Raw genomic sequence first — 21,717 nt, 5'->3', positions numbered from 1 at the left:
GTATCCCCCTGCCGAAGGATCTGGCCGGCCGCGCTCGCGACATCAACGCAGGACGCATCGAACCGGTCCCCGCCCGGGACGCCGCCACCGTGGTGATCCTCAGGGAGGGACCGTTCGGGGAAGGGCCGTTCAGGGAAGGGCCGTTCAGGGAAGGGCTGGAGGTGTATCTGCTGCGCCGCAAGACCACCATGGCCTTCGCCGCGGGCGCCTACGTCTTCCCCGGCGGCTCCGTCGACCCGCGTGACACCGACCACGCGGTGGCCTGGGCGGGGCCGTCCCCCCGGCAGTGGGGTGAGGTCTTCAACGCCGACGAGCGCACCGCCCGCGGACTGGTCTGCGCGGCGGTCCGCGAGACGTTCGAGGAGTCAGGGGTACTGCTGGCCGGACCCGGCACCGATTCCGTGGTCGCCGACACCACCGGCGCCGACTGGGAAGCCGACCGCCTGGCGCTGATCGACAGGAGCCTGGCCTTCGCCGACTTCCTGGCCAAGCGCGGCCTGGTGCTCCGCTCCGACCTGCTGAAGCCGTGGGCGCACTGGATCACTCCCGAGATGGAGGAGCGCCGGTTCGACACCCGTTTCTTCGCCGCCGTGCTGCCTCCCGGCCAGCGCACCCGCGACGTGGGCGGCGAGGCCGACCAGGTCGCCTGGAAACGCCCGTCCGAGGCGCTCGAACTGGCGGCCAACGGCGAGATCTTCCTCATGCCCCCGACCTACCACACGCTCAACGAGCTGGCCGGCTTCGCGTCGGTGGGGGATGCGCTGGCCGTACAGCGAAAAATCATTACGATTCTCCCGCGAGCGGTAGAAATCGAGGGAGAGATGCGGTTGATGGTGTCATGAGCGGTCTCTACATCCCGATCGACACCCCCGACGGATCCCGTACGGCTCACGCCGAGAACCTCCTCGCCCCCAACCCGGGCATGATGACGCTCGACGGCACCAACACGTGGGTCATCGGCACCAACGAGGTGATCGTCGTCGACCCCGGCCCGTCGGACGAGGCCCACCTCCTCCGCGTGGTCGCCCACCTGGGCGAACGCCGGGTCCGCCACATTCTGCTCACCCACGGCCACCACGACCACAGCGGCGGCGCCAGGCGCTTCGCCGAACTCGTCGGCGCCCCCGTCCACGCCCTGGACCCGCTGCACCGCCTGGGCTCGGAGGGCCTGACCGACGGCGACGTGGTTCGGGCCGGAGGCGTGGAGCTCCACGTGTACGCCACGCCCGGCCACTCCTTCGACTCCCTGTGCTTCTGGCTGCCGGTGGACCGCGCGATGCTGACCGGCGACACCGTCCTGGGCCGCGGCACCACCGTCATCGCCCAGGACGGCGGCCTGACCGACTACCTCCACAGCCTGGACCGCCTCAGGAAGACCGCCGAGGACCTGGAGGCCGACGCCCTCCTGCCCGGCCACGGCCCCGTCCTGGCGAACCCGCTGGCGGCGCTGGACGGCTATCTCACGCACCGCCGCGAACGCCTCGACCAGATCCGCCAGGCCAGGAAGAACGGCGCCAGGACCCCCCGCGAGGTCGTCGAAGTGGTGTACGCGGACGTGGACCGCTCGCTGTGGCCGGTCGCCGAGATCTCCGTCCGAGCCCAGCTGGACTACCTGGACGGCGAGTGAACGCTCAGGGCTGGATGAGGCCCACGGCGAACGCGTAGTCGTCCAGGGTGAACTGGGTGATGCCGGTCATGCGCAGGGCCTGTACCCGGACGGTGTAGGCCCCGGGGCCGAGGGGAGGGGAGAAGCGCTCCAGGGCGTGCGCCTCCTCGGCGTCACCGGGGCTGTCGAACCTGTAGTCCGTGCCCACGACCGGGTGCAGCTCGGTGGTCGTGCCCGCGGAGTTGACCACGACGACGCGCACGGAGCACCACCCGGTGGCGGCGCCGACGCAGACGGACTCGGCGGTGAAGCGGGCGTCGACGAATCGCGTCGTCCCCGCGGGCACGGTGATGTTGACCGACGCGGTCGGGATGTTCCCCCAGGCTCCGATCGTCTGGGCGGTCCAGGGGCTGTTCTCGCCGGTGAAGGACTGCGCGCTGGTCTGCGTGCCGTTCTGGGAGCTGGGTACGGCGCCGGCCGACGTGGCCAGAAGCGCGAGCGCGCCGGACAGCGCCACCGAGGTGATCGCGGACTTGATGAGTCTGGACAACGGGATTCCTCTCTGCCGTCGCGGAGCCGTGTGCCCCGCGACCGGTCGTTTCTGGAATCACGCTGACAAGAACGTTGTGCCTGGTGAAGCCGTCACCGAATTATCCGGACAAGTCCGTACGGGTCGCCGGCACGGGACGGGCACGCGGCGTGAAGAGCGCCACCGCCACCACGGCGACGACGGTCAGCGGCACGCAGACCAGAAGGATCCATCGGAAGGAGACGTAATAGGCGATGATGCCGCCGATCACCGGCCCGGCGTTCAGCCCCACCAGGGCCACCACCGCCGGGATCGCGACCGCCGGCCACCACGTGGTGCCACGCAGGTGCGTCCTGGCGAGCTCGAACCCGGCCCGCAGCACGATCGCGGCCGCCAGCCCCTGCCCGACCCGGGAGGCGACGAGCATGCCGCCGTTCACCGCGAAGGCGCCCACGGCCGACACCAGCCCGAACCCGGCCAGCCCCCACAGAAGCACGCTCAGGCGCCCCTTCACGGGGATCAGCACTCCCAGGAGGGCCACGGGATAGGCGTAGGCCAGCATGACCTCGATCGCCGGGGTGAGGGAGAACTCCCAGGTAATGGGCGTTCCGGTGGCGTCCAGCACGGTCCAGTTCACCGAGAAGATCGCCACACATAAGGTCAGGGCCGCGACCATCTGCCATCGTCCAGTCATCGCCGGACAATACTCAGCCGCGATTGACAACCACTTGCAACAACCAGCGCTTCGCTGAGCCGGCCCAGGGCAAAGCTCAGGGGCTGGGGGTTGTGGGGGCATGGCGCCCCCACTGAACCCCTCGCGGTGCCGGTTACCGGGAGCGGTTGTGGAGGCGGTCCATGTCGAGGATCACGACCGCCTTGGCCTCGATACGCAGCCAGCCCCGCTGGGCGAAGTCGGCCAGTGCCTTGTTCACCGTCTCCCTGGAGGCGCCCACCAGCTGGGCGAGCTCTTCCTGGGTCAGGTCGTGGTGGACGCGCAGTCCGTCGTCGGTCTTCGCGCCGAAACGTTCCGCCAGGTCCAGCAACTGCTTGGCCACGCGTCCCGGTACGTCGGTGAAGACCAGGTCGGCCAAGACGTCGTTGGTACGCCGCAACCGCTGGGCCAGGGCGCGCAACAGGTGCAGGGCCACCTCGGGGCGGCCGGTCAGCCAGGGGCGCAGGTCGTCGTGGCCCAGCCCGGCCAGCCGTACATCCGTCAGAGCCGTGGCGGTCGCGGTGCGCGGCCGGGGATCGAACAGCGACAGTTCGCCGAACATCTCGCTCGGGCCGAGCACGCTCAGCAGGTTCTCGCGGCCGTCCGGCGACTGGCGGGAAAGTTTGATCTTGCCCTCGAGCACGACGTAGAGACGGTCGCCCGTCTCGTTCTCATGGAAGAGCGTCTGTCCCTTGGACAGCTGGACTTCGGTGATGCTCGTGCGCAGCGCCGCTGCGCTCTCACGGTCGAGCGCGGCGAACAGGGGGGCCTTGCCCAGCACGTCTTCGGTGTTCACTCTGCCTCCTCTGCTGCCATTGTGACGCACCCCACTTCCCGCCACGCACTTAGGCTAGGGAGATGCCCTCTGAGTCGAGACTCGCCCTGGTGCGCAGGGCGCGCCGGATGAATCGCATACTGGCGGAAACCTACCCCGACGCCCGCTGCGAGCTCGACTTCGGTAACCCGCTAGAGCTGCTGGTCGCGACGATCCTCTCGGCGCAGTGTACGGACAAAAGGGTCAACATGGTTACTCCAACCCTTTTCGCGAAATATCCGACAGTCCAGGATTACGCGGCCGCCGACCGCGCCGAGATGGAAACGATCATCAAGTCGACCGGCTTCTTCCGTGCCAAGACCAACTCGATCATCGGCATGGCCCAGGCCGTCTGCGACCGCTACCGAGGCGAGGTCCCCGGCAAGCTCAAAGACCTCGTCACCCTGCCCGGCGTGGGCCGCAAGACCGCCAACGTGGTCCTCGGCAACGCGTTCGGCGTCCCGGGCCTGACCGTCGACACCCACTTCCAGCGCCTGGTACGCCGCTTCGGCTGGACCGAGGAGACCGACCCGGTCAAGATCGAGCACGTCGTCGGGGAACTCCTTCCCAAGCGGGAATGGACCATCTTCTCCCACCGGGTCATCTGGCACGGCCGCCGCATCTGCCACGCCCGCAAGCCCGCCTGCGGCGTGTGCCCGCTGGCCGCCCTCTGTCCCGCGTACGGCACCGGCCCCACGGAGGAGAAGGCCGCCCAGAAACTCGTCAGACCCGGCCCGTTCTCCTGATCCCGAACGATCTCGAACGATCCCGGTGGGAAGCTGCGAGGGCTCGATCGCGTTGGAGGTGTTCGTGACGCAGGTGCCCGACTGGCTCGACCAACTGGCGGCGAAAGCCGTACGCACACAACCTCCCCGAGACATGCACCCGCCCGCCAACGGCGCGGGCCGGCGGGCGGCGGTGCTGATGCTGTTCGGCGAGGGCCCCCTGGGGCCCGACGTGCTGCTGATCCAGCGCAGCTCGCGCGGACGCAGGCACGCCGGTCAGCCCGCCTTCCCCGGCGGCGGCGTCGACCCGGAGGACGGCGGCCCGGTGCGGGCGGCGCTCAGGGAGGCCGAGGAGGAGACCGGACTGATGCCCCAGGGGGTGACGGTCGTGTGCACGATGCCCGAGGTGTACATCTGGCGCAGCGACAACCGCGTCACCCCCGTCCTGGGCTGGTGGCACGCGCCGTCGGCGGTGCACGCGGCGGCCCCCGACGAGGTGGAGTCGGTGGAGCGGGTGCCGGTCGCGGAACTGGTGGACCCGGGCAACCGGGTGACGTTGCGCCATCCGGGCGGCTACGCGGGCCCGGCGTTCAGGGTGCGGGGGATGCTGGTGTGGGGCTTCACCGCGAGCCTGCTGGACGGGGTGCTGGGGATGAGCGGGTTCGCGCGGCCGTGGGATGCGTCAGTGACCGAAGACCTGCCGCCCGAGGCCGTCAAGCTGGCCCGCCGAGGTTAGGGCGGCGTGCCGTACACCGGGATCGTCGTCGCCGACGGCCAGGTAGCGCAGGATCGGCAGCGACCGGAGCCTGAACGCGCTCAGGTCGGCCATGATGTGCACCCCCAGCAGCCGCTCAGCCGCGCTCTCCGCCGCGCACAGGCGTCTGGCCAGGGTGAAGGACTCTGAGTCCCCACGCGCTCGCAGCGCGCTGATCGCGCGCTTTCTGACGGGTCCGGCAGGGTCGGGGTCGGTCAGGGCCGCCTCGACGATCTCGCGCACGCTCACGCCGTCACGCTAGCCCGGAGGGTAAGCCCGTCCTGGCCGAAGGCGTGCACACTTGACCCTGTTGCTGGTTACCTTTGAAGCGTGCGCGGTGATCTGCTTGACCTCATCTTGATCGGCCTCGTGATCGCCTTCGGGATCTCGGGTTACCGGCAGGGCTTCATCATCGGCGTCATGAGCTTCGTGGGGTTCGTGGGCGGGGCGGTGCTCGGGGTGTTCATCGCGCCGCCGATCTCCAAGGCCGTGGTCAGCGGCCCGACCGAGCAGGCGCTGCTCGCCATCGTGATCGTCTTCCTGACGGCGACGATCGGCCAGTTCGCCTCCTCGACGATCGGCGCCGTCGTCCGCTCGCACGTCACCTGGGAGCCGGCGAAGCTGGCCGACGCGGTGGGCGGCACGTTCGCCAGCGCGCTGTCGGTGCTGGTCATCGCGTGGCTGATCGGCTCGCTGATCGTCTCGACCTCGTTCACGCCGCTGGTCACCCAGGTCAAGGACTCGCTGCTGCTGACCACGGTCGACGACGCGATCCCGCAGGCCGCGCGCAACTGGCAGCAGCCGTTCAAGCAGTTCATCGACAACTCCGAGTTCCCGCCGGTGTTCGACGCGATCGGCGGCGACCAACTGGTCAACGTCGCGCCGCCCGACGTCAGCGTGCTGCAGGGCGGGAAACTCAAGAAGGCCCGCGCGTCGATCGTCAAGGTCCAGGGCAACGCCGAGAGCTGCAACAAGCACATCGAGGGCACCGGCTTCGTCTACGAACCCGAACGGATCATGACCAACGCGCACGTGGTCGCCGGCGTCACCCGCGACCTGGAGGTCATCGACCAGGGCGGCAACAAGCACGCGGCGACCGTGGTCCGCTACAACCCGCAGCGCGACATCGCGATCCTGCACGTGCCCGGCCTCAACCTGCCCAACCTGGAGTTCGACGGCACGGCCAGGAGCGGCGAGAGCGCGATCATCGCCGGCTACCCCAAGGGCAAGGGCTTCACCGCAGAGCCGGCCCGCATCCGCAGCAAGATCCCCGCCAAGGGCCCCGACATCTACCGCAGCATGAACGTCACCCGGCAGGTCTACCAGATCCGCGGCAAGGTGCTGCCCGGCAACTCCGGCGGCCCGCTGCTCACCGTCGACGGCAAGGTCTTCGGCGTGATCTTCGCCGCGGCCATCAGCCAGGAGGAGACCGGGTACGTCCTGACCGCCGACGAGGTCCGCCCCGACGCGTCGGCCGGACGCGCCGACGTCAGCCCGGCCAGCACCCAGCGCTGCGACTAGCGGAGTCAGCGCACGTCGAAGCCCAGCGCGGCGGCCACGACCGTCGCCTGGAAGGAGTCGATGATCGCCTTCTTGACCGTGGTGACCTGCGGGTCGAGCGCGGTCAGGTCACTACCGCGCAGGTCGCAGGCGGTCAGGTCGGCGCTGTGCAACCAGGCGCCCGACAGGTCGCTGCGCAGGATCTCGGCCTTCTCCAGCCGCGCCCCCGTCAGGTCGGCCTCGCGCAGCCGCACCCCGTGGAAGGCGCTGCCGCGCAGGTCGGCGCCGGGCAGGCCGACGAACGACCAGTCGCCGCCCTCGACCTTGAGCAGCCCGTAGCTGCAGCCGTCGAACATGCTGCCGGTGAACTTGCACGCCCGGAACGTGGCGTCGAAGAACGAGCACCGCCTGAACGTGCAGTTGACGAAGCTGGAGTCGTCGTGCTCGGAGACGTTGAAGCGCACCTGCGAGAACGTGCACTCCTCGAACGCCGAGCCGCGGTTGATCATCTCGGTCATGTCGACGTCGACGAACAGCACGCGGCGGAACGTCTCATGGTCGAGGTCGCGGCCGTCCCACTCGCCTGACCTGATCGCGGACTCGGTGGGCGGGGCGGGCACCCCGTGCTTGCGTTCGGCCATGCCGTCAGGCTAGCCGCGGGCTATGACAGTTCGAGCTCGCGCAGGATCAGGGCGATGGCGGCGCTCGCGTCGCTGTCCTCGCCGAAGCCCGTCGCCGCCCTGCCCACCTGGTCGTACGGCGGGCCGTACCCCTGGATGCGGGCGGCGCCGCGGCTGAAGAGGGTCAGGGCCCCGCGCCCGTTGCCCCGTTGCAGGTGGGTGAGGCCGACGCAGATCTGCGCCAGGCCCTGCCACAGCTCGCGCTCCTCGTCGGGGGCGCACTTCCAGCGGCCCTCGAACACCTCGTGCGCGTGGAAGGGCTTGTCCTCGGCCAGGAACCGGCGGCCGTCGTCGAGCGCCTGCTCGGTGGTGGGCGCGTAGTCGTCGGGGACGCGTGGGACCCCCGCCGTGCCGTACGGCAGGGGACGGCCGAACTCGTCGCGGGGGCGCGCGTTGCGCGGCCTGCCCTCGCTGTCGCGGTCTCTCATCGATCAGGCTCCGGGTCGGCTAGCCACCCGAGCAGCTCTGCGTCGAACTTCTCGGGGGTCTCCTCGTGGGGGAAGTGCCCCGCACCCTCGATCAGCCTCCAGCGGTACGGCGCGGCGACGTAGCGGCCGGAGCCCTGCGCGGTGCGCGGCAGGACGCAGGTGTCGAGCAGGCCGTGCAGTTGCAGGGTCGGCGACTCGACTGCGGTGCGCATGGCCCTGGCGTAGCGCATGCCGTCGGGCCGCAGCTGGGAGCGGCCGAACCAGCGGTGGTACTCCAGGGCGAGGTGGGCCACCGCCGGGATGCGGAAGGCCTCGCGGTAGGTGCGGCCGGTCTCCTCGTCGGGCCAGCCGGGCCGCGACCAGGCGTCCAGCAGGTGGCCCACGAGCGCGCCCTCGTGGGCGACGAGCCGCCGCTCGGGCAGGATCGGCAGCTGGAAGCGCAGGGCGTGGCGGTTGGCCCTGAACTGGCCGGGGGTGAGCAGCGTGCGGCGCAGGCGGCGCGGGTGCGGCGCGCCCACGGTGACCAGCCTGCTGACGCTCTTGGGGTCCATGACGGCCATGGTCCAGGCCATCAGGCCGCCCCAGTCGTGGCCGACGACGATCGCGCGGGTCTCGCCGAGCGCCCTGATCAGGCCGGTGGCGTCGCCGGCCAGGGTGGGCAGGTCGTAGCCGCGCGGCGGCTTGTCGCTGCCACCGTAGCCGCGCAGGTCGACCGCGACCGCCCGGTAGCCCGCCTCGGCCAGGGAGACGAGCTGGCGCCGCCAGGTCCACCAGAACTGCGGGAAGCCGTGCAGCAGCAGGACGAGCGGCCCCTCACCGGCCTCCACGACGTGGAAGCGGGTGCCGCCGGCGTGTACGCCGCGGTGTGTCCAGGGTCCCTCGATCTGGACGAACGCCTCGTCAGGTGCCATCTGGCTTCACCGGCTCGCGATGTGCGCCGGCGACGCCCGCGGTCGGCACCAGGTCGTCGCCGGGGTCGGCGATCTCCTTGAGTCCCTTGATCGAGCGCGCGGTGCGCTTCATTCCGGCCAGCCCCTTGAGCCTGCGCATGCCGATGAACACCAGCAGCCCCGCGGCCAGCAGGTAGAAGACGGTCACGATGAGGAAGGCGGCCCACGTCGGCAGCCATTGGTCCAGCACGTACGCGATCGTGAACGAGATCAGGATCAGGCACAGATGGGCCATGAACGCCGCGGCGGCGAACAGGCCCGCGGCCGTGCCGACGCGTTTGGCGTCGAACCTCAGCTCGGCCTTGGCCAGCTCGATCTCCGAGCGGACCAGCGTGGAGATCTGCTGGCTCGCCTGGGCGACGAGAGAGCCCAGGGATTCCTCTTCCGTGGTCTGCTGCATGAACGTCTCCTATCGGGGCCTGGTGGCCATGTCAAACATCATCCAGCGCCCTGCGGCGATTGCGTACCCGGAGGTGGAGAAGCACCGCGGCCAGAACCGAGGCGATGAGACTGGCCGCGAGGATCCCCGTGGTGACGGCGTCGGCGCGCTGCGGATCGTGTCCGTAGGCGAGGCCGCCGATGAGCAGCGACACCGTGAACCCGATCCCGGCCAGCAGTGACACCGCCGCCATGTCCCGCCAGTGCAGCTCTTCCGACAGTCTCGCCAGGCCGAGCCGTACCGACAGCCAGGCGCCGCCGAAGACCCCGAGGAACTTGCCGAGCACGAGACCCGCCACCACCCCCAGAACTACCCGATCGGAGAAGATACCGCTCATGCTTGCGGAGTTGAGTTGCACCCCCGCCGACAGAAAGGCAAAGACCGGAACGGCGAAGCCCGCAGAAAGCGGCCGGATGTGGTGGTCGGCGGCCTCCGACGGCGAGCGTTCCTCGGAGTCGTCCGCCCACACGCGCGTGAGCAGACCCAGCGCCACGCCGGCGACGGTCGCGTGCACGCCGCTGACCTCGACGAAGTACCACGCCAGCAGGGCCAGCGGCAGGTAGATCCATACCCCCTTGACCCGCTTGTACTGCAGGAACCCGTACAGGCAGATCAGCGCGACCCCGGCCGCCAGCATGATCAGGTCGAGGTTCTCCGTGTAGAAGATCGCGATGATGGAGATCGCGCCGAGGTCGTCGACGACGGCGCTGGTCAGCAGGAACGCCCGCAGGGCCGCGGGCATCGCGCTGGCGGTGACGGCGAGGACGGCCAGGGCGAAGGCGATGTCGGTCGCGGTGGGGATCGCCCATCCTCGCCCTGCCTCGGGCGCACCCCAGCTGACCAGCAGGAAGATGGCCGCCGGGACGATCATGCCGGCGATGGCCGCGATGATCGGCAGGGCCGCCTTGCGCAGGTTGCTGAGCTCGCCGTGGACGAACTCCTCCTTGACCTCCAGCCCGGCCACGAAGAAGAAGATGGTCAGCAGGCCGTTCTGGGCCCATTTGACGAGTTCGAGATCGAGGTGGAGCGCCGCCGGTCCGATCTTGGTGTCGCGGAGGGCGGCGTAACTCTCGTAGGAGACGTTGGCCCAGATCAGCGCGGCCACGGTGGCCACGAGCATGATGATGCCGCCGATCGTCTCTGCGCGCAGCGCTTCGGCGAGCGTGCGGGCGTAGCGGACGGTGGGCCGGAACGGCCAGACCTCGGCGGCGCGGCGCAAGGTGGTTCCCCCTCGGGAGTGGCGGTTTTGGGGTCGGTTCCCCCTGTCGCCGACCAGACTTCCCGGCACACCCGTGATAAATGTACCTGCAAGCATGAGGAAGGCCCCCATCGGGACCGATGGGGGCCTTCTTCTACCTCGGTGCTCAGTCCTCGCTCTTGGCGGAGGGCAGCTTCTCCGAGATGAGGTTCATCACCGTGCTGTCGGCCAGCGTGGTGACGTCGCCTACGCTGCGGTTCTCCGCCACGTCGCGCAGCAGGCGGCGCATGATCTTGCCGGAGCGGGTCTTGGGCAGCTCGGGCACGACCAGGATCTGGCGCGGCTTGGCGATCGGGCCGAGGGTCTTGGCCACGTGGTTGCGCAGTTCGGTGGCGATGTCCGCGCCTTCCTCCGCGGTACCGCGCAGGATGACGAACGAGACGATCGCCTGGCCGGTCACCGGGTCGGTGGCGCCCACGACCGCCGCCTCGGCCACCTTCGGGTGGCTGACCAGGGCCGACTCCACCTCGGTGGTGGAGATGTTGTGGCCGGACACGAGCATGACGTCGTCGACCCGGCCGAGCAGCCAGATGTCGCCGTCCTCGTCGCGCTTGGCGCCGTCGCCGGCGAAGTACATTCCGGGGAAGCGCGACCAGTAGGTGTCGATGTAGCGCTGGTCGTCGCCCCAGATCGTGCGCAGCATCGACGGCCACGGCTCGCGGACGGCCAGGTAGCCGCCGCCTCCGTTGGGCACGCTCTGGCCCTGGTCGTCGACCACGTCGGCGACGATTCCCGGCAGCGGGCGCATCGCCGCGCCCGGCTTCGCGCTGGTCACGCCGGGGAGCGGGCTGATCATGACCGCGCCGGTCTCCGTCTGCCACCACGTGTCCACGACGGGGGTACGGCCGGCGCCGATGTGCTCCCGATACCAGACGTAGGCCTCGGGGTTGATCGGCTCGCCCACGGAGCCGAGGACGCGCAGGGACGACATGTCGAACTTCGCGGGGATGTCGTCGCCCCACTTCATGAACGTCCGGATCGCGGTGGGCGCGGTGTAGAGGATCGTGATCTTGTACTTCTGCACGATCTCCCAGAACCTGCCGCGGTGCGGGGTGTCGGGGGTGCCCTCGTAGATGACGCTGGTGGCGCCGTTGGCCAGCGGGCCGTACACGATGTAGGAGTGCCCGGTCACCCAGCCGATGTCGGCGGTGCACCAGTAGATGTCGGTCTCGGGCTTGAGGTCGAAGACCGCGTTGTGGGTCCAGGACGTCTGGGTGAGGTAGCCGCCGGTGGTGTGCAGGATGCCCTTCGGCTTCCCGGTGGTGCCGCTGGTGTAGAGGATGAACAGCGGGTCCTCGGCGTCGTGCGGCTCGGGGGTGTGCCGGTCGCTCTGGCGCTCGACGATGTCGGCCCAGAAGACATCCCGATCGTACGTGGAAATTTCTTGATTTGTCCGGCGGACGACGAGCACGTGCTCGATCTGCGGGCACTGGTCCACGGCCTCGTCCACGGTCGGCTTGAGCGCGGACGGCGCGCCCCTGCGGTAGCCGCCGTCGGCGGTGATCACGAGCTTGGCGTCGGCGTCGTCGATGCGGCTCTTGAGCGCGCTGGCCGAGAAGCCGCCGAAGACCACCGAGTGGATCGCGCCGATGCGGGCGCAGGCCAGCATCGCGATCGGCAGCTCGGGGATCATCGGCATGTAGATCGCCACGCGGTCACCCTTGGCGACACCCAGCTCCTGGAGCGCGTTGGCGGTCTTGTTGACCTCCCGCTGCAGGTCCGCATAGGTGAGGGTACGGCTGTCGCCCTCAGGCTCGCCCTCCCAGTGGTAGGCGACCTTGTCACCCCGCCCGGCCTCCACGTGGCGGTCGACGCAGTTGTAGGCGATGTTCAGCCGGCCGCCGGTGAACCATTTCGCGAACGGCGGGTTCCACTCCAACGTGGTGTCCCAGCGCTTGGCCCAGGTCAGACGGTCTGCGGCGCGCTCCCAAAACCCGAGACGGTCGGCCGCCGCCTCGTCGTACGCGTCGGCGGTCACGTTCGCGGCCGCGGCCAGGTCGGCGGGTGGTGCGAACCTGCGGTTCTCCTGCAGCAGGTTCGACAGCGCCTGGGGCTCGGTGCCAGGGGTTTCCGGGGCCACCTGAGTGCTCCTTCTATGGCCAGATTGGTTAGGTCGTGTCCCACTTCACCAGGTGGCGGGCGGCTCAAGCAAGAGGTCTAGACAGGTCCGTACCGGCCGTGGCGCTTATCCCTGGTCATTACAGTCGCTATTGAATCGTTGTCATCTTGAAAGCAGAGAATGATGGAACGGGCCAAATTGTCGGGGTTTATGGGCCCCCTCAGCCGCTCCGCGAGTTACCCACAGGTAAGGTCGGACGCGTGAGTGACCCTCTGGCCGCAGTCGCGAAGCTTCCCGGCGTTCCCGAGGCCGTCGACGAGGCCCGTGAAGCCGTCGACCGGCTTTACCGGCATCGAGTGCTGCGCCGGGCCCGTCCCGCGGTGTCCACCGAGTCGTCCCTGCGTGGCGCGCGGGCCTCGGCCGCCCTGGAGGGCGTGGACGTCACGCTGGACGCGCTGCGCCGCGACGAGGTGTCCGACCCGCTCGTGCAGGGCGCGCTGCGGGCCTCGGTGGAGGTCGGCAGGCTGGGCCCGACCTGGCGCAAGGCTCCCCGGCAGGTCATGGCCCGTCTCCACTCGGTGGCCGCGGCCGGTCTCGTCGGCCCCGACGCGCTCGGGCGGCCGTCGGCGGGAGGACCGAGGCTGGACGCCCTCTTCGGCCTGCTGGAGACGCCCACCAAGGCTCCGGCCCTGGTCCTGGCCGCGATCGTGCACGCGGAACTGGCGGTCCTGCGGCCGTTCGGCAGCGCGGACGGGATCGTGGCGCGCGCCGCGGAACGGCTCACGCTGGTGGAGTTCGGCCTGGACCCGAAGTCGATCGTCGCCGTCGAGGTGGGGCACCTTGAGCAGGACTACGAGGCCGGGCTGAAGGCGTACGTGGACGGCGGGGTGGCCGAGTGGGTACGCCACTGTGCCGCCGCGGTAAGCCTCGGGGTCCGGGAGACCACGGCGATCTGCGAGGCCATGCAACGCGGCTGAACATAGCTGACGGCGCCTCGCTTGTGAGACGCCGTCTGCCGTGCATCACACCGGGTTACCAAGCGTGCACCTCAATTCGTCGGATCGGGTCAAGCCCGTCTCGACGCGCCTCCCGCGGCTGGTCGCGCGTGGGTACCCGGCTGACGCACCCGGACAAGTGGTCCGTGTCCCCTTTCTACGTCGGATTCGCCCTGATGGGAACCCCTGGGACCAAGACCTTTACTGCGGCGTGGGGCATCGGTCCGATCTCTGCCGGCCGTACGGGCGGGGTCGCGGGGTGACCTTCCCGTGATGATCACGCTGAGTGATCTCCTTTATGTGATCGTTAGCTTCCGAGGAAAAAACTTAGCGAAAATGCGAGATTGCTCCTCGACGAAACTCGAGTCGATCGGGCAGCATACGGTGGTATCTCCCGAAACTGGAGCGACTGTGCATGGGTTTGCATTGCAAGTCCCTTGCCATGCTCTGGTTAAGTGTTGAAAGCTTTCTTCTGAAACGGGACCGGCTCTACCCCCCCGGAGCCGGACCGATCAGGCGACCCCCGCTCTCCCCCCCGGCGGGGGTCGCCCCTTTTCCACAGTCGGCGGCCCCATCCACAGAACCCCGCTCGGCTCCTCGCGCGGCCCGCGCCTCCCCGCATGGTTGTCCTCCCAACCCGCCCCGGGAGGCATCCGATGCACCGTCCCCTGGTCATCACCGAGGACCAAAACCTCCTCGACGACCTCGTCCGCGTGGCCGCCGCGGCCGGAACGCAGCTCGACGTCGCCCACAACCCGGCCGTCGCCCGGCCGTACTGGGGGATCGCCCCGGTGGTCGTGGTCGGCGACGACCTGGCGGGGAAGGTGGCGGAAACCGCCCCGCCCGCGCGCGAACGCGTCTTCCTGGCCGCCCGCGAACCCGCCGACCCCGGAGCCTGGCGGCGCTGCGTGGAAGTGGGAGCCCAGGCCGTCATGGACCTCCCGGGTGACGAACGCCGCCTGGTGGAGGAGTTCGCCGAGGCCCTGGAGCCCGCCTCCCGCGCGGGCGTGGTGGCCTGCGTGGTCGGGGGCCGCGGCGGCGCCGGCGCCAGCGTCCTGGCCGCCTGCCTGGCCCTGAAGGCCTCGGCCGACCGCCTCGCCACCCTCCTCGTCGACGCCGACCGGCTCGGCGGCGGCATCGACGCGCTGCTGGGCCGCGAGGAGGCCCCGGGCGCCCGCTGGAGCGACCTGCTGGCCAGGGAGGGCCGCATCAACGCCGGCGCCCTCTCCGCCGCCCTGCCCGCCTTCGGTGACCTGGCCCTGCTGAGCTTCGGCAGAGGACGGGCCGCCCCGGTCCCGCCGGCCGCCGTGCGCGCGGTGCTCGAAGCGGGGCGGCGCGGCTTCGACCTCGTCGTGGTCGACCTGCCACGCCACCTCGACCCCGCCGCCGCGGAAGCCCTGGCCAGGGCCGACACCACGTTCGCCGTCGCCCCGGCCGACGTGCGCGGCGTCCTGGCCACCGCCCAGGTCGTGCACGACGTGGCCGAGCACACCGCCGACATCAGGGCCGTGGTCCGGCCGGGCGCCCTCGACGAGCGGGCCGTGGCCCACAGCCTCGACCTCCCGCTCGCCGGCACCCTCCCCGACCATCCGAGGCTCTCGGCCACGCTCAACCGCGGCGAACTCCCGCGCCTCGGCCCCCGCACCGCCCTGGGCGGCCTGTGCGCCACGCTCGTCCACACGCTCGCCCAGGACCGCTGATGGAGTCACCGCCCGCCGACCTCGTCGAGGCCGTGCGCGCCAGGCTGGCGCGCACGGGTGTCGAGCCGAGCGCCGCCCAGGTCGCGCTCGCGTTGCGCGCCGAGAAGTCCGTGTACGGCGACGCCGAGATCCTGGCCGTCGCCCGCGCCCTGTGCGCCGACCTGATCGGCGCGGGGCCGCTGGAGCCCCTGCTGGCCGCGCCCGACGTCACCGACGTCCTGGTCAACGGGCCCCGCGAGGTCTGGGTCGACGACGGCAGGGGGCTGCGCCGCACCCGGGTGGCCTTCGCCGACGACGCCGCCGTGCGCAGGCTGGCCCAGCGCCTGGCCGCCGCCGCGGGCCGCCGGCTGGACGACGCCTGCCCTTACGTGGACGCCCGGCTGGCGGGCGGCGTACGCCTGCATGCCGTGCTGCCGCCCATCGCCTCCGGCGGCACGTGCGTCTCGCTGCGCCTGCCGCCGCGGCAGACGTACACGATGGACGCCCTGGTCCGCGCGGGCACGCTGGCCCCGGAGGCGGCCGCGATCCTGCGCCGCATGGTCGCCGCCCGGCTGGCCTTCCTGGTCACCGGCGGCACCGGCACCGGCAAGACCACGCTCCTGTCCGCGCTGCTGTCACTCGCCGATCCCGGCGAACGCCTGCTGCTGGTCGAAGACTCCGCCGAACTGCGTCCGGAACACCCGCACGTGGTGCGGCTGGAGTCGCGCCCGGCCAACCTGGAGGGCGCGGGCGGAATAGGCCTGCGCGATCTCGTACGGCAGGCGCTGCGCATGCGGCCGGATCGCGTGGTGGTGGGCGAGGTCAGGGGCGCCGAGGTCGTCGATCTGCTGGCGGCGCTCAACACGGGGCACGAGGGCGGCTGCGGCACGCTCCACGCGAACGCGGCGGCCGACGTGCCCGCGCGGCTGGAGGCGCTGGGGTGCGCGGCCGGACTGAGCAGGGAGGCCGTCCACAGCCAGCTCGCGGCCGCGCTCGACATGGTCGTGCACCTGGCCAGGAGCCGCGCCGACGGGCGGCGGCGGGTGGCGGAGATCTGCCTGCTGGACCGGACGCCGTCCGGACTGGTGGAGGCACGGACGGCCATGACGTTCCACGAGGCCGGGGTCGTGCGGCTCGGGCCCGCTTACGGGCGTCTTGAGGAGGCGTTGTGAACGCCCTTGTCGTGGCCGCCATCGCGGTCGGCGGGTTCGTCTGGGTGCGGAGCGGGTTCCGGCACGCCGCCGAGGTCCGGCTGGCGCGGGCTCTGGGGCGTGGGTCCGGGAGCCGGCTTCGGTGGGCGTGGATCACGCGGCTGGTCCGGCGGCGGCGGCCGGTGGCCGACGAGTGGCATCGGGCCTCCATCGAGCTTTGCCACGCCCTGTCGGCCGAGCTGGTGGCGGGCCGTACGGCGGGGGAGGCGCTGGCGCGGGCCATCGCCTCGGTGGACGTCCCCGGCGACCTGCGCGAGGTGACGGCCGCGGCACGGGACGGCGGTGACGTCGCCGCCGCCCTGGTCGCCGCCGCGCCCGAACAGGGCGGTGAGGGGTTGCGGCGGCTGGCGGCCTGCTGGAGCGTCGGGGTCGGCGTGGGCGCCGGGATGGCGGCGCTGGTGGAGCGGGTGGCTCACGCGCTACGCGCCGCTCAGGCGCACCGGCAGGATGTGGCCGCCCAACTGGCCGGGCCGCGCACCACCGCCCGGTTGCTGGCCGGGCTGCCCGTGCTGGGAGTGGGGATGGCGGCCGCGATGGGAATGCGTCCGCTGGACTTCCTGGTCGGCGGGGTGCCGGGGCTGGCCTGCCTGGGGGCGGGGGTCCTGCTCGACATCGGCGGTCTGTGGTGGACCGGCCGCATGGCCAGGGCCGCGCTCGACTCGTGAGGGAGCTGATCCATGTACGTTCTGGCCGCTGTGTGTGCTGCCCTGGCCGTCTGGGTCTGGGTGCCTCCGGACACGGCCGCTCGCCGGTTGTCGCGCCTGCGCCCGCCCGGTGACGGCGCGGCGCGTGACCCCGCTGAGGAGGTGCCTCGCTGGCTTGGATCCACGGCCACGTGGCCGCCCGATCGGCGCACGCTCGTCTCCGCCGCCTGCGCCGGGCTCGTGACCGGGCTGGCGGTCGGGGGTGTGGTGGGTGTCGTCGCCGGGGTCGTCGCGGGTTTGGGGGCCGGCTGGGCACTGCATCGGCAGGAACCTCCGGCTGCCCGCCTCGAACGCCGGCGGATCGCGGCCGACCTTCCCTTCGCCGTGGATCTGATGGCCGCCTGTCTGCTGGCGGGCCAGCCGGTCAGCGCCGCCACGGAGACCGCGGCCGGGGCCGTACCCGGGCCGTTGGCGGCTCGCCTGCTGTGGGTGAGCACGCAGCTGCGCCTGGGGGCGGACGCGGAGTCCACCTGGGGCCATCTGGCCCGCGATCCTGCCACCGCTCATCTGGCCCGTGCCATGACCCGGGCCGCCCTCAGCGGTGCGCCGGTGGCCGACGTACTCACCCGGCTGGCCGACGATGCCCGGGAGGCGGCTCGCGCCACGTCGCTGGCCGCCGCGCGCAGGGTGGCGGTGAAGGCGGTGGCGCCGCTGGGGCTGTGCTTCCTGCCCGCCTTCGTCCTGCTGGGCGTCGTGCCGATCATCGCCGGCCTCGCGTCCACGATCGTCCTGCCCTGATCGTTGTCCACAGCTGTGCACATCCTGCGGGCGACAATCCCCAGAACCTCGTTCGGCAGATCGCCGCCCGCCCCCGCTCGGAGACTCTTGGACTCCCGCGCCGGTCAAGCCCCCGGCGCCCAACACCAGGAGGCCCGATGAGCACCACGACCATCCAGCGAGACATCGCAGCCAAGCCCCCCGCCCCACCCCACCCCGAACCCCCAGATCCAGATCACAGCGCCCCCGACACCCCGGAACCCGACGCCGACGCCGCCACCCGGGCGATCCCCGAGCAGGCACCTCCGGCAGACCTCAAGTCCCGTTACGCGGCCACCAGGTCCGACGCCGGTATGTCCACCGCCGAGTACGCGGTGGGCACTCTCGCCGCCGTGGCCTTCGCGCTTCTGCTCATCAAGGTCATCAACAGCCCCGAGATCCTGGACGCCCTCACCGCCCTGGTCGATCGAGCACTCAACTCGGCCGGATGACGATGCGTACCTGGTGGCGTCCAACGCAAGCGCGGGCCGCCACCCCCTCCACGTCGAGAGGCTCGGTAACCGCCGAGACCGCCGCCATGCTCCCCGCCCTGATCGTGGTCCTGGCGGCAGCCCTGTGGGCCATCCAGGCGGTGGGCGCCCAGCTCGAATGCGTGGACGCCGCCAGGGCCGCGGCCCGCGCAGCGGCCCGAGGAGAACCCCTGGACAAGGTCCAAGAAGCCGCCCGATCGGCCACCCGCCCCGGGGCTCAGGTCCGCGTCACCCGCTCCCGGCAACTGACGAAGGTCGAGATCACCATGGACGTACGCCCCAGCTGGGCCACCCGCCTGCCCGCCGTCACGGTGACGGCGTCCGCGACAGCGGGCACCGAACAATGACCGGCAAGCCCGGCGCCACCTATCCGGCAACCAGGAGCAGCCGGCCCCGTGACCAAGGCTCGGCCACGATCTGGGGCGTTGCCCTCATGGTGTTGCTCATGTCAGCGGCCATGACCCTGGCCGCGGTCGGCTCCGTCCGGGTGGCCAGGCACCGGGTGTACGCGGCGGCTGACCTGAGCGCCCTGGAGGCGGCCCGTCTAGCCCTGGCCGCCCCGGATCAGGCCTGCGCCCGGGCCGAGAAGGTGGCCACGGCCAATGCCGTACGCCTGACCCGCTGCACCATCACCGAAGAGACCGCCGACGTGTGGACATCTCTGGAAATCACCCTCCCAGGCGTGGGCAAACGCGTCGTCACCGGCCGGGCCCGCGCGGGCCCTTCCTGGATCACCTCAGAAGGCACAACCGACCCTTGACGCCCACCCCGCCCGGCCCCGTCACCTTCCTGCTCGTGCCGGGCGGTGGGGTGGTTGTGGGTGGGGTTGTGGGGGTTGGTGGGAGGTAGGTCGCAATCGAATCACGACTTCTTGGACGCGGTGTCCAAGAGTGAGATATCTGGCGTAAGGTCGCGCTTACCCTCGGTTCATGCCTTCTGGGATTAGGCCTGGGAACGGCGGATCTCAGTCGCTATGGTCGCCGGGGAACTGGCACTTCCGGCCGCCCTGACAGGCGGCACGAGGCTCTCCTGAAGGGATGCGTCGTGACGGTGGTTGGCAGACTGATGACCGCCACGCTGGTCGTGGCCGGGTCCATCGCGCTTGGCGGCGGTACGGCGCCGGCCCAGGGGCAGACGTTCGTACAGGGTCAAGGGTTTGCCCAGAGGCAAGGGATGCTCGGTGCCGTGCGTGGGCAGGACGGGCAGATCACGTCGCCTTCCGATGGCCAGGTCGTCAGTGGTGGGTCGGTGCCGATTTCCGCGCGTACCCGGCTGGCGCAGTTGAGCATGGCGCTCTACGTCGAAGGGCCGTCCACGCCTCGGCAGAAAGTGGCCAGTGGGGGCGCGAACCAGACGTTGTCGGGGACGTTCGACGCCGGGGACGTGCCCAACGGGACCTTCACCGTGACGCTCCGGGGCGAGATCAGCGGCAGCACCTATGAGACGAGCACGTTCAAGCTCCGGCGGGCGGCGGCGGCGCCCAGCGGGGTGGATGCCACGTTGCGGGGGGCGGACAAGGTCGTCGTGACCTGGAGCAAGGGCGGGGAGCCCGATCTCCAGTCGTACGAGGTGGCCACCACCCAGTCCGGGATCGTCGGGCGGATGTCGGCCGACGAGGCGTGCGGCGGGGGCACCTGCAAGGCGACGCTGTCCGTGCCGCCCAAGGCTGCGGGGCAGCGGGTGGGGTTCACGGTGAAGGCGTACCGGGGCGACGGTGACGGCGGCTCGATCGGATCGGGCAACTCGGGCGCGGCGTATGTGAACGTGCCCGCGCCGCCCGCCGCCAAGCCGACCACGAAGAAGGCGACCACCGCCCCCACCACCAAGCCGCAGACCAACAAGAACGGCGTCGACGAACTCCCCACGATCCCGAACAACAAGAAGAAGACCGAGCCCAAGACCACCAGTAGGGTCACCACACCCAAGAACGACACCAAGCTCCCGGCGATGCCGGAGACCGACAAGAACGGCAACCTGCCGTTGCCCACCGCCGACGAACAGGCCAAGGACGACGGGCTCGCCCCGGCCGCCGAAGAGAGCCAGGCGCCTGCCGACAGCAAGGTGACGGCGCAGTCGTCGGAGTCGCCGCTGGGCAGCGTGGGGCAGTACGGGCTCTATGTCGCCGGTGGCCTCGTTCTGCTGCTGGTCGCCGTTCACTTCGGCGCTTGGGCGCGGCGGCGGTCGCTGGCGAACGCGGGCGGTCCGAGTGGTGGGCCCGGCGTGACGGTCGGTGGGGGCGGGTACGACGGGCCGCCGCCGCCCGGCGACAGCGTTCCGTCCGCCACGGCCGCGCCCCGCCGTCCGGCTGTGGTTCTGGCGGTGGCCAAGACCCGTCCGAAGCGTGATCAGCCGGACGTTCCCCCGCCTGGGAGCGCCCCATCGCGGGTGTCTCCGCAGGCCTCCGGCCAGACAAGGACGTCCGGCGCGCCGTCGGACCCGGCCCCGGCGCCCGGTCCGGCGGGCGGGGCGGAGCCGCCCGCTGCCTTACCGCTGTACCTGAGCGCCGATGACATTCGCACCGCACAGAACCAGGCCGACGCCGCCCGGCACGAGCCGGTCCGTATCGCCCTGCCCAGTTCGGCGGTGACCGTGATGCCGGAGTCGTCGGTGCCCGCGCCTGCCGTACGGCTGGAGGATCGTTGGGATGACTACCTCCCGCCGACTCCCCGGGCGATGGAGGACAGCGGGTTCTGGGAACGTCCCCAGCCGGGCGACTTCTGGACCCCCGACGAGCGCGTGGAAAGCTGACCACCGTCTCATCGCTCCGCCGCTCTTGTTGCCGCTGCTCTTTAAGGCCTCTTTCTCTTACGGCCGGCCAACTTGCCCCACCCACCGCACGGGGCTGGTGACGTTCCAGGGAGACGGTCGTCGGCCGCGCCCGCCTGGCCGCCGCGACGACGCCACCGTGGGCACGCCACCGTGGCCACAGATAGCCAGATCGTCTTGCCTTTGATCGCCAACTGGTCCGTACCAGAGCACCCTCTGCGCCGACTCCCGAATGCACCCCGACTCGCCCAGCAACTCTCGACCCGGCTCACCAGAGCAGCCGCCAAGCCGGCAAGCCGCCGGACCGCCAAGCCGCCGGACCTAAACCGTCGGGCCGTCAGGCCGTCAGGCCGCCAAGCCCGCTGGGCGGCCAAGCCGCTGGGTCGTCAGGCCGCTAACCCGCCGAGTTGCCAAGCCGCAGAGTCGCCGGGCGCTAAAACCGCCGGACCGGCCTGGCCGCCGGGTCGCCAGTGCCAGACCGTCGGGCCGCTGGGGTGCCAAGGTCCCTGGTAGTTGGGCTCGGAGCGGTTGGGCGCTCGTGTCTCGGCGCGACTCTGACGGCTGGGCTTGGACCACCTGGGCAGGCTGGCTACCCGGTCAGGCGGTTGTCCTAGGTGGGCCGTCGTCGCGGGTGTCTGGGGTGGCCAGGTGTTGGGTGGGC

24 protein-coding genes are annotated in these 21,717 nt (G+C 71.0%); 14 read left to right on the top strand and 10 right to left on the bottom strand.

The window, feature by feature from the left end:
* Positions 1–2 precede the first annotated feature (2 nt).
* A complete protein-coding gene (locus ACFWY5_RS51615; protein WP_379611437.1) occupies positions 3–842 on the top strand; it encodes an NUDIX hydrolase in 840 nt (279 codons plus the stop codon).
* Entirely contained in the window at positions 839–1,627 is a 789-nt protein-coding gene (locus tag ACFWY5_RS51610; protein ID WP_379611310.1) for an MBL fold metallo-hydrolase, read from the top strand. The genes ACFWY5_RS51615 and ACFWY5_RS51610 overlap by 4 nt, the downstream gene beginning before the upstream one ends.
* 4 nt (positions 1,628–1,631) lie before the next feature.
* On the opposite strand, the gene ACFWY5_RS51605 is transcribed toward ACFWY5_RS51610, so the two are convergent.
* The 3 genes from ACFWY5_RS51605 to ACFWY5_RS51595 all read right to left on the bottom strand — a co-directional run bounded on the left by ACFWY5_RS51605 (position 1,632) and on the right by ACFWY5_RS51595 (position 3,643).
* On the bottom strand, positions 1,632–2,156 hold the full coding sequence (locus tag ACFWY5_RS51605) for a hypothetical protein (RefSeq protein ID WP_379639441.1): 525 nt from the start codon (positions 2,154–2,156) through the stop codon (positions 1,632–1,634).
* Positions 2,157–2,256: 100 nt separating this feature from the next.
* On the bottom strand, positions 2,257–2,829 hold the full coding sequence (locus tag ACFWY5_RS51600) for an MFS transporter (protein WP_379639440.1): 573 nt from the start codon (positions 2,827–2,829) through the stop codon (positions 2,257–2,259).
* Between the two features lie 133 nt (positions 2,830–2,962).
* Positions 2,963–3,643, bottom strand: a complete 681-nt coding sequence (locus ACFWY5_RS51595) for a Crp/Fnr family transcriptional regulator (protein WP_184958766.1) — start codon at positions 3,641–3,643, stop codon at positions 2,963–2,965.
* Positions 3,644–3,750: 107 nt separating this feature from the next.
* On the opposite strand from ACFWY5_RS51595, the gene nth reads away from it, so the two are divergent.
* Both nth and ACFWY5_RS51585 read left to right on the top strand, forming a co-directional pair.
* Entirely contained in the window at positions 3,751–4,407 is a 657-nt protein-coding gene (gene nth / locus ACFWY5_RS51590; RefSeq protein ID WP_379639438.1) for an endonuclease III, read from the top strand.
* A 64-nt stretch (positions 4,408–4,471) separates the two neighbouring features.
* Positions 4,472–5,122: an NUDIX hydrolase gene (locus ACFWY5_RS51585; RefSeq protein ID WP_379611316.1), complete on the top strand. Its 651-nt coding sequence runs from the start codon at positions 4,472–4,474 to the stop codon at positions 5,120–5,122.
* On the opposite strand, the gene ACFWY5_RS51580 is transcribed toward ACFWY5_RS51585, so the two are convergent.
* Entirely contained in the window at positions 5,069–5,389 is a 321-nt protein-coding gene (locus ACFWY5_RS51580) for a hypothetical protein (protein ID WP_379611317.1), read from the bottom strand. The genes ACFWY5_RS51585 and ACFWY5_RS51580 overlap by 54 nt on opposite strands.
* 81 nt (positions 5,390–5,470) lie before the next feature.
* Here ACFWY5_RS51580 and ACFWY5_RS51575 point away from each other — a divergent pair, with 81 nt between their 5' ends.
* Positions 5,471–6,661, top strand: coding sequence for a MarP family serine protease (locus tag ACFWY5_RS51575; RefSeq protein WP_379639437.1), 1,191 nt, complete (start codon positions 5,471–5,473; stop codon positions 6,659–6,661).
* Positions 6,662–6,666: 5 nt separating this feature from the next.
* On the opposite strand, the gene ACFWY5_RS51570 is transcribed toward ACFWY5_RS51575, so the two are convergent.
* The 6 genes from ACFWY5_RS51570 to acs all read right to left on the bottom strand — a co-directional run bounded on the left by ACFWY5_RS51570 (position 6,667) and on the right by acs (position 12,475).
* A complete protein-coding gene (locus ACFWY5_RS51570) occupies positions 6,667–7,281 on the bottom strand; it encodes a pentapeptide repeat-containing protein (protein ID WP_379611319.1) in 615 nt (204 codons plus the stop codon).
* 20 nt (positions 7,282–7,301) lie between these two features.
* Positions 7,302–7,748, bottom strand: a complete 447-nt coding sequence (locus tag ACFWY5_RS51565) for a DUF309 domain-containing protein (RefSeq protein ID WP_379611321.1) — start codon at positions 7,746–7,748, stop codon at positions 7,302–7,304.
* A complete protein-coding gene (locus ACFWY5_RS51560) occupies positions 7,745–8,659 on the bottom strand; it encodes an alpha/beta fold hydrolase (protein WP_379639436.1) in 915 nt (304 codons plus the stop codon). Before ACFWY5_RS51560 ends, ACFWY5_RS51565 begins: the two co-directional genes overlap by 4 nt.
* Positions 8,649–9,098 (bottom strand): phage holin family protein, encoded by a 450-nt coding sequence (locus ACFWY5_RS51555; RefSeq protein WP_379639435.1) that lies wholly within the window; start codon positions 9,096–9,098, stop codon positions 8,649–8,651. Before ACFWY5_RS51555 ends, ACFWY5_RS51560 begins: the two co-directional genes overlap by 11 nt.
* Before the next feature lie 31 nt (positions 9,099–9,129).
* Entirely contained in the window at positions 9,130–10,356 is a 1,227-nt protein-coding gene (gene nhaA / locus ACFWY5_RS51550) for a Na+/H+ antiporter NhaA (protein WP_379611324.1), read from the bottom strand.
* A 145-nt stretch (positions 10,357–10,501) separates the two neighbouring features.
* Complete coding sequence (acs, locus tag ACFWY5_RS51545) at positions 10,502–12,475, bottom strand: acetate--CoA ligase (protein WP_379611325.1); 1,974 nt, start codon at positions 12,473–12,475, stop codon at positions 10,502–10,504.
* A gap of 239 nt (positions 12,476–12,714) precedes the next feature.
* Here acs and ACFWY5_RS51540 point away from each other — a divergent pair, with 239 nt between their 5' ends.
* From ACFWY5_RS51540 to ACFWY5_RS51500, 9 genes are all read left to right on the top strand, one after another.
* Positions 12,715–13,431: an oxidoreductase gene (locus ACFWY5_RS51540; protein WP_379611326.1), complete on the top strand. Its 717-nt coding sequence runs from the start codon at positions 12,715–12,717 to the stop codon at positions 13,429–13,431.
* A 674-nt stretch (positions 13,432–14,105) separates the two neighbouring features.
* Complete coding sequence (gene ssd, locus ACFWY5_RS51535) at positions 14,106–15,149, top strand: septum site-determining protein Ssd (protein ID WP_379611327.1); 1,044 nt, start codon at positions 14,106–14,108, stop codon at positions 15,147–15,149.
* Positions 15,149–16,300 (top strand): TadA family conjugal transfer-associated ATPase, encoded by a 1,152-nt coding sequence (locus ACFWY5_RS51530; protein WP_379639433.1) that lies wholly within the window; start codon positions 15,149–15,151, stop codon positions 16,298–16,300. Before ssd ends, ACFWY5_RS51530 begins: the two co-directional genes overlap by 1 nt.
* Positions 16,297–17,004, top strand: a complete 708-nt coding sequence (locus tag ACFWY5_RS51525; RefSeq protein WP_379639432.1) for a type II secretion system F family protein — start codon at positions 16,297–16,299, stop codon at positions 17,002–17,004. Before ACFWY5_RS51530 ends, ACFWY5_RS51525 begins: the two co-directional genes overlap by 4 nt.
* Before the next feature lie 12 nt (positions 17,005–17,016).
* Entirely contained in the window at positions 17,017–17,781 is a 765-nt protein-coding gene (locus tag ACFWY5_RS51520; protein WP_379639431.1) for a type II secretion system F family protein, read from the top strand.
* A 137-nt stretch (positions 17,782–17,918) separates the two neighbouring features.
* A complete protein-coding gene (locus ACFWY5_RS51515; RefSeq protein WP_379611332.1) occupies positions 17,919–18,251 on the top strand; it encodes a DUF4244 domain-containing protein in 333 nt (110 codons plus the stop codon).
* Entirely contained in the window at positions 18,248–18,637 is a 390-nt protein-coding gene (locus tag ACFWY5_RS51510) for a TadE family type IV pilus minor pilin (protein WP_379639430.1), read from the top strand. Before ACFWY5_RS51515 ends, ACFWY5_RS51510 begins: the two co-directional genes overlap by 4 nt.
* Entirely contained in the window at positions 18,634–19,050 is a 417-nt protein-coding gene (locus tag ACFWY5_RS51505; protein ID WP_379639428.1) for an Rv3654c family TadE-like protein, read from the top strand. The genes ACFWY5_RS51510 and ACFWY5_RS51505 overlap by 4 nt, the downstream gene beginning before the upstream one ends.
* 488 nt (positions 19,051–19,538) lie before the next feature.
* Positions 19,539–21,038: a hypothetical protein gene (locus tag ACFWY5_RS51500; protein WP_379639427.1), complete on the top strand. Its 1,500-nt coding sequence runs from the start codon at positions 19,539–19,541 to the stop codon at positions 21,036–21,038.
* Positions 21,039–21,717 lie beyond the last annotated feature (679 nt).

The sequence above is a fragment of the Nonomuraea sp. NPDC059007 genome (assembly GCF_042740555.1).
In the GTDB taxonomy this organism is placed as follows: domain Bacteria; phylum Actinomycetota; class Actinomycetes; order Streptosporangiales; family Streptosporangiaceae; genus Nonomuraea.
This window is presented reverse-complemented; position numbering and strand designations above follow the sequence as displayed.

Coding starts and splice junctions, on each gene's coding strand:
- ACFWY5_RS51530 (WP_379639433.1), top strand. CDS start 15,149: ATGGAGTCACCGCCCGCCGACCTCGTCGAGGCCGTGCGCGCCAGGCTG.
- ACFWY5_RS51600 (WP_379639440.1), bottom strand. CDS start 2,829: ATGACTGGACGATGGCAGATGGTCGCGGCCCTGACCTTATGTGTGGCG.
- ssd (WP_379611327.1), top strand. CDS start 14,106: ATGCACCGTCCCCTGGTCATCACCGAGGACCAAAACCTCCTCGACGAC.
- ACFWY5_RS51565 (WP_379611321.1), bottom strand. CDS start 7,748: ATGAGAGACCGCGACAGCGAGGGCAGGCCGCGCAACGCGCGCCCCCGC.
- nth (WP_379639438.1), top strand. CDS start 3,751: ATGAATCGCATACTGGCGGAAACCTACCCCGACGCCCGCTGCGAGCTC.
- ACFWY5_RS51515 (WP_379611332.1), top strand. CDS start 17,919: ATGAGCACCACGACCATCCAGCGAGACATCGCAGCCAAGCCCCCCGCC.
- ACFWY5_RS51610 (WP_379611310.1), top strand. CDS start 839: ATGAGCGGTCTCTACATCCCGATCGACACCCCCGACGGATCCCGTACG.
- ACFWY5_RS51555 (WP_379639435.1), bottom strand. CDS start 9,098: ATGCAGCAGACCACGGAAGAGGAATCCCTGGGCTCTCTCGTCGCCCAG.
- ACFWY5_RS51505 (WP_379639428.1), top strand. CDS start 18,634: ATGACCGGCAAGCCCGGCGCCACCTATCCGGCAACCAGGAGCAGCCGG.
- ACFWY5_RS51510 (WP_379639430.1), top strand. CDS start 18,248: ATGACGATGCGTACCTGGTGGCGTCCAACGCAAGCGCGGGCCGCCACC.
- ACFWY5_RS51520 (WP_379639431.1), top strand. CDS start 17,017: ATGTACGTTCTGGCCGCTGTGTGTGCTGCCCTGGCCGTCTGGGTCTGG.
- ACFWY5_RS51570 (WP_379611319.1), bottom strand. CDS start 7,281: ATGGCCGAACGCAAGCACGGGGTGCCCGCCCCGCCCACCGAGTCCGCG.
- ACFWY5_RS51560 (WP_379639436.1), bottom strand. CDS start 8,659: ATGGCACCTGACGAGGCGTTCGTCCAGATCGAGGGACCCTGGACACAC.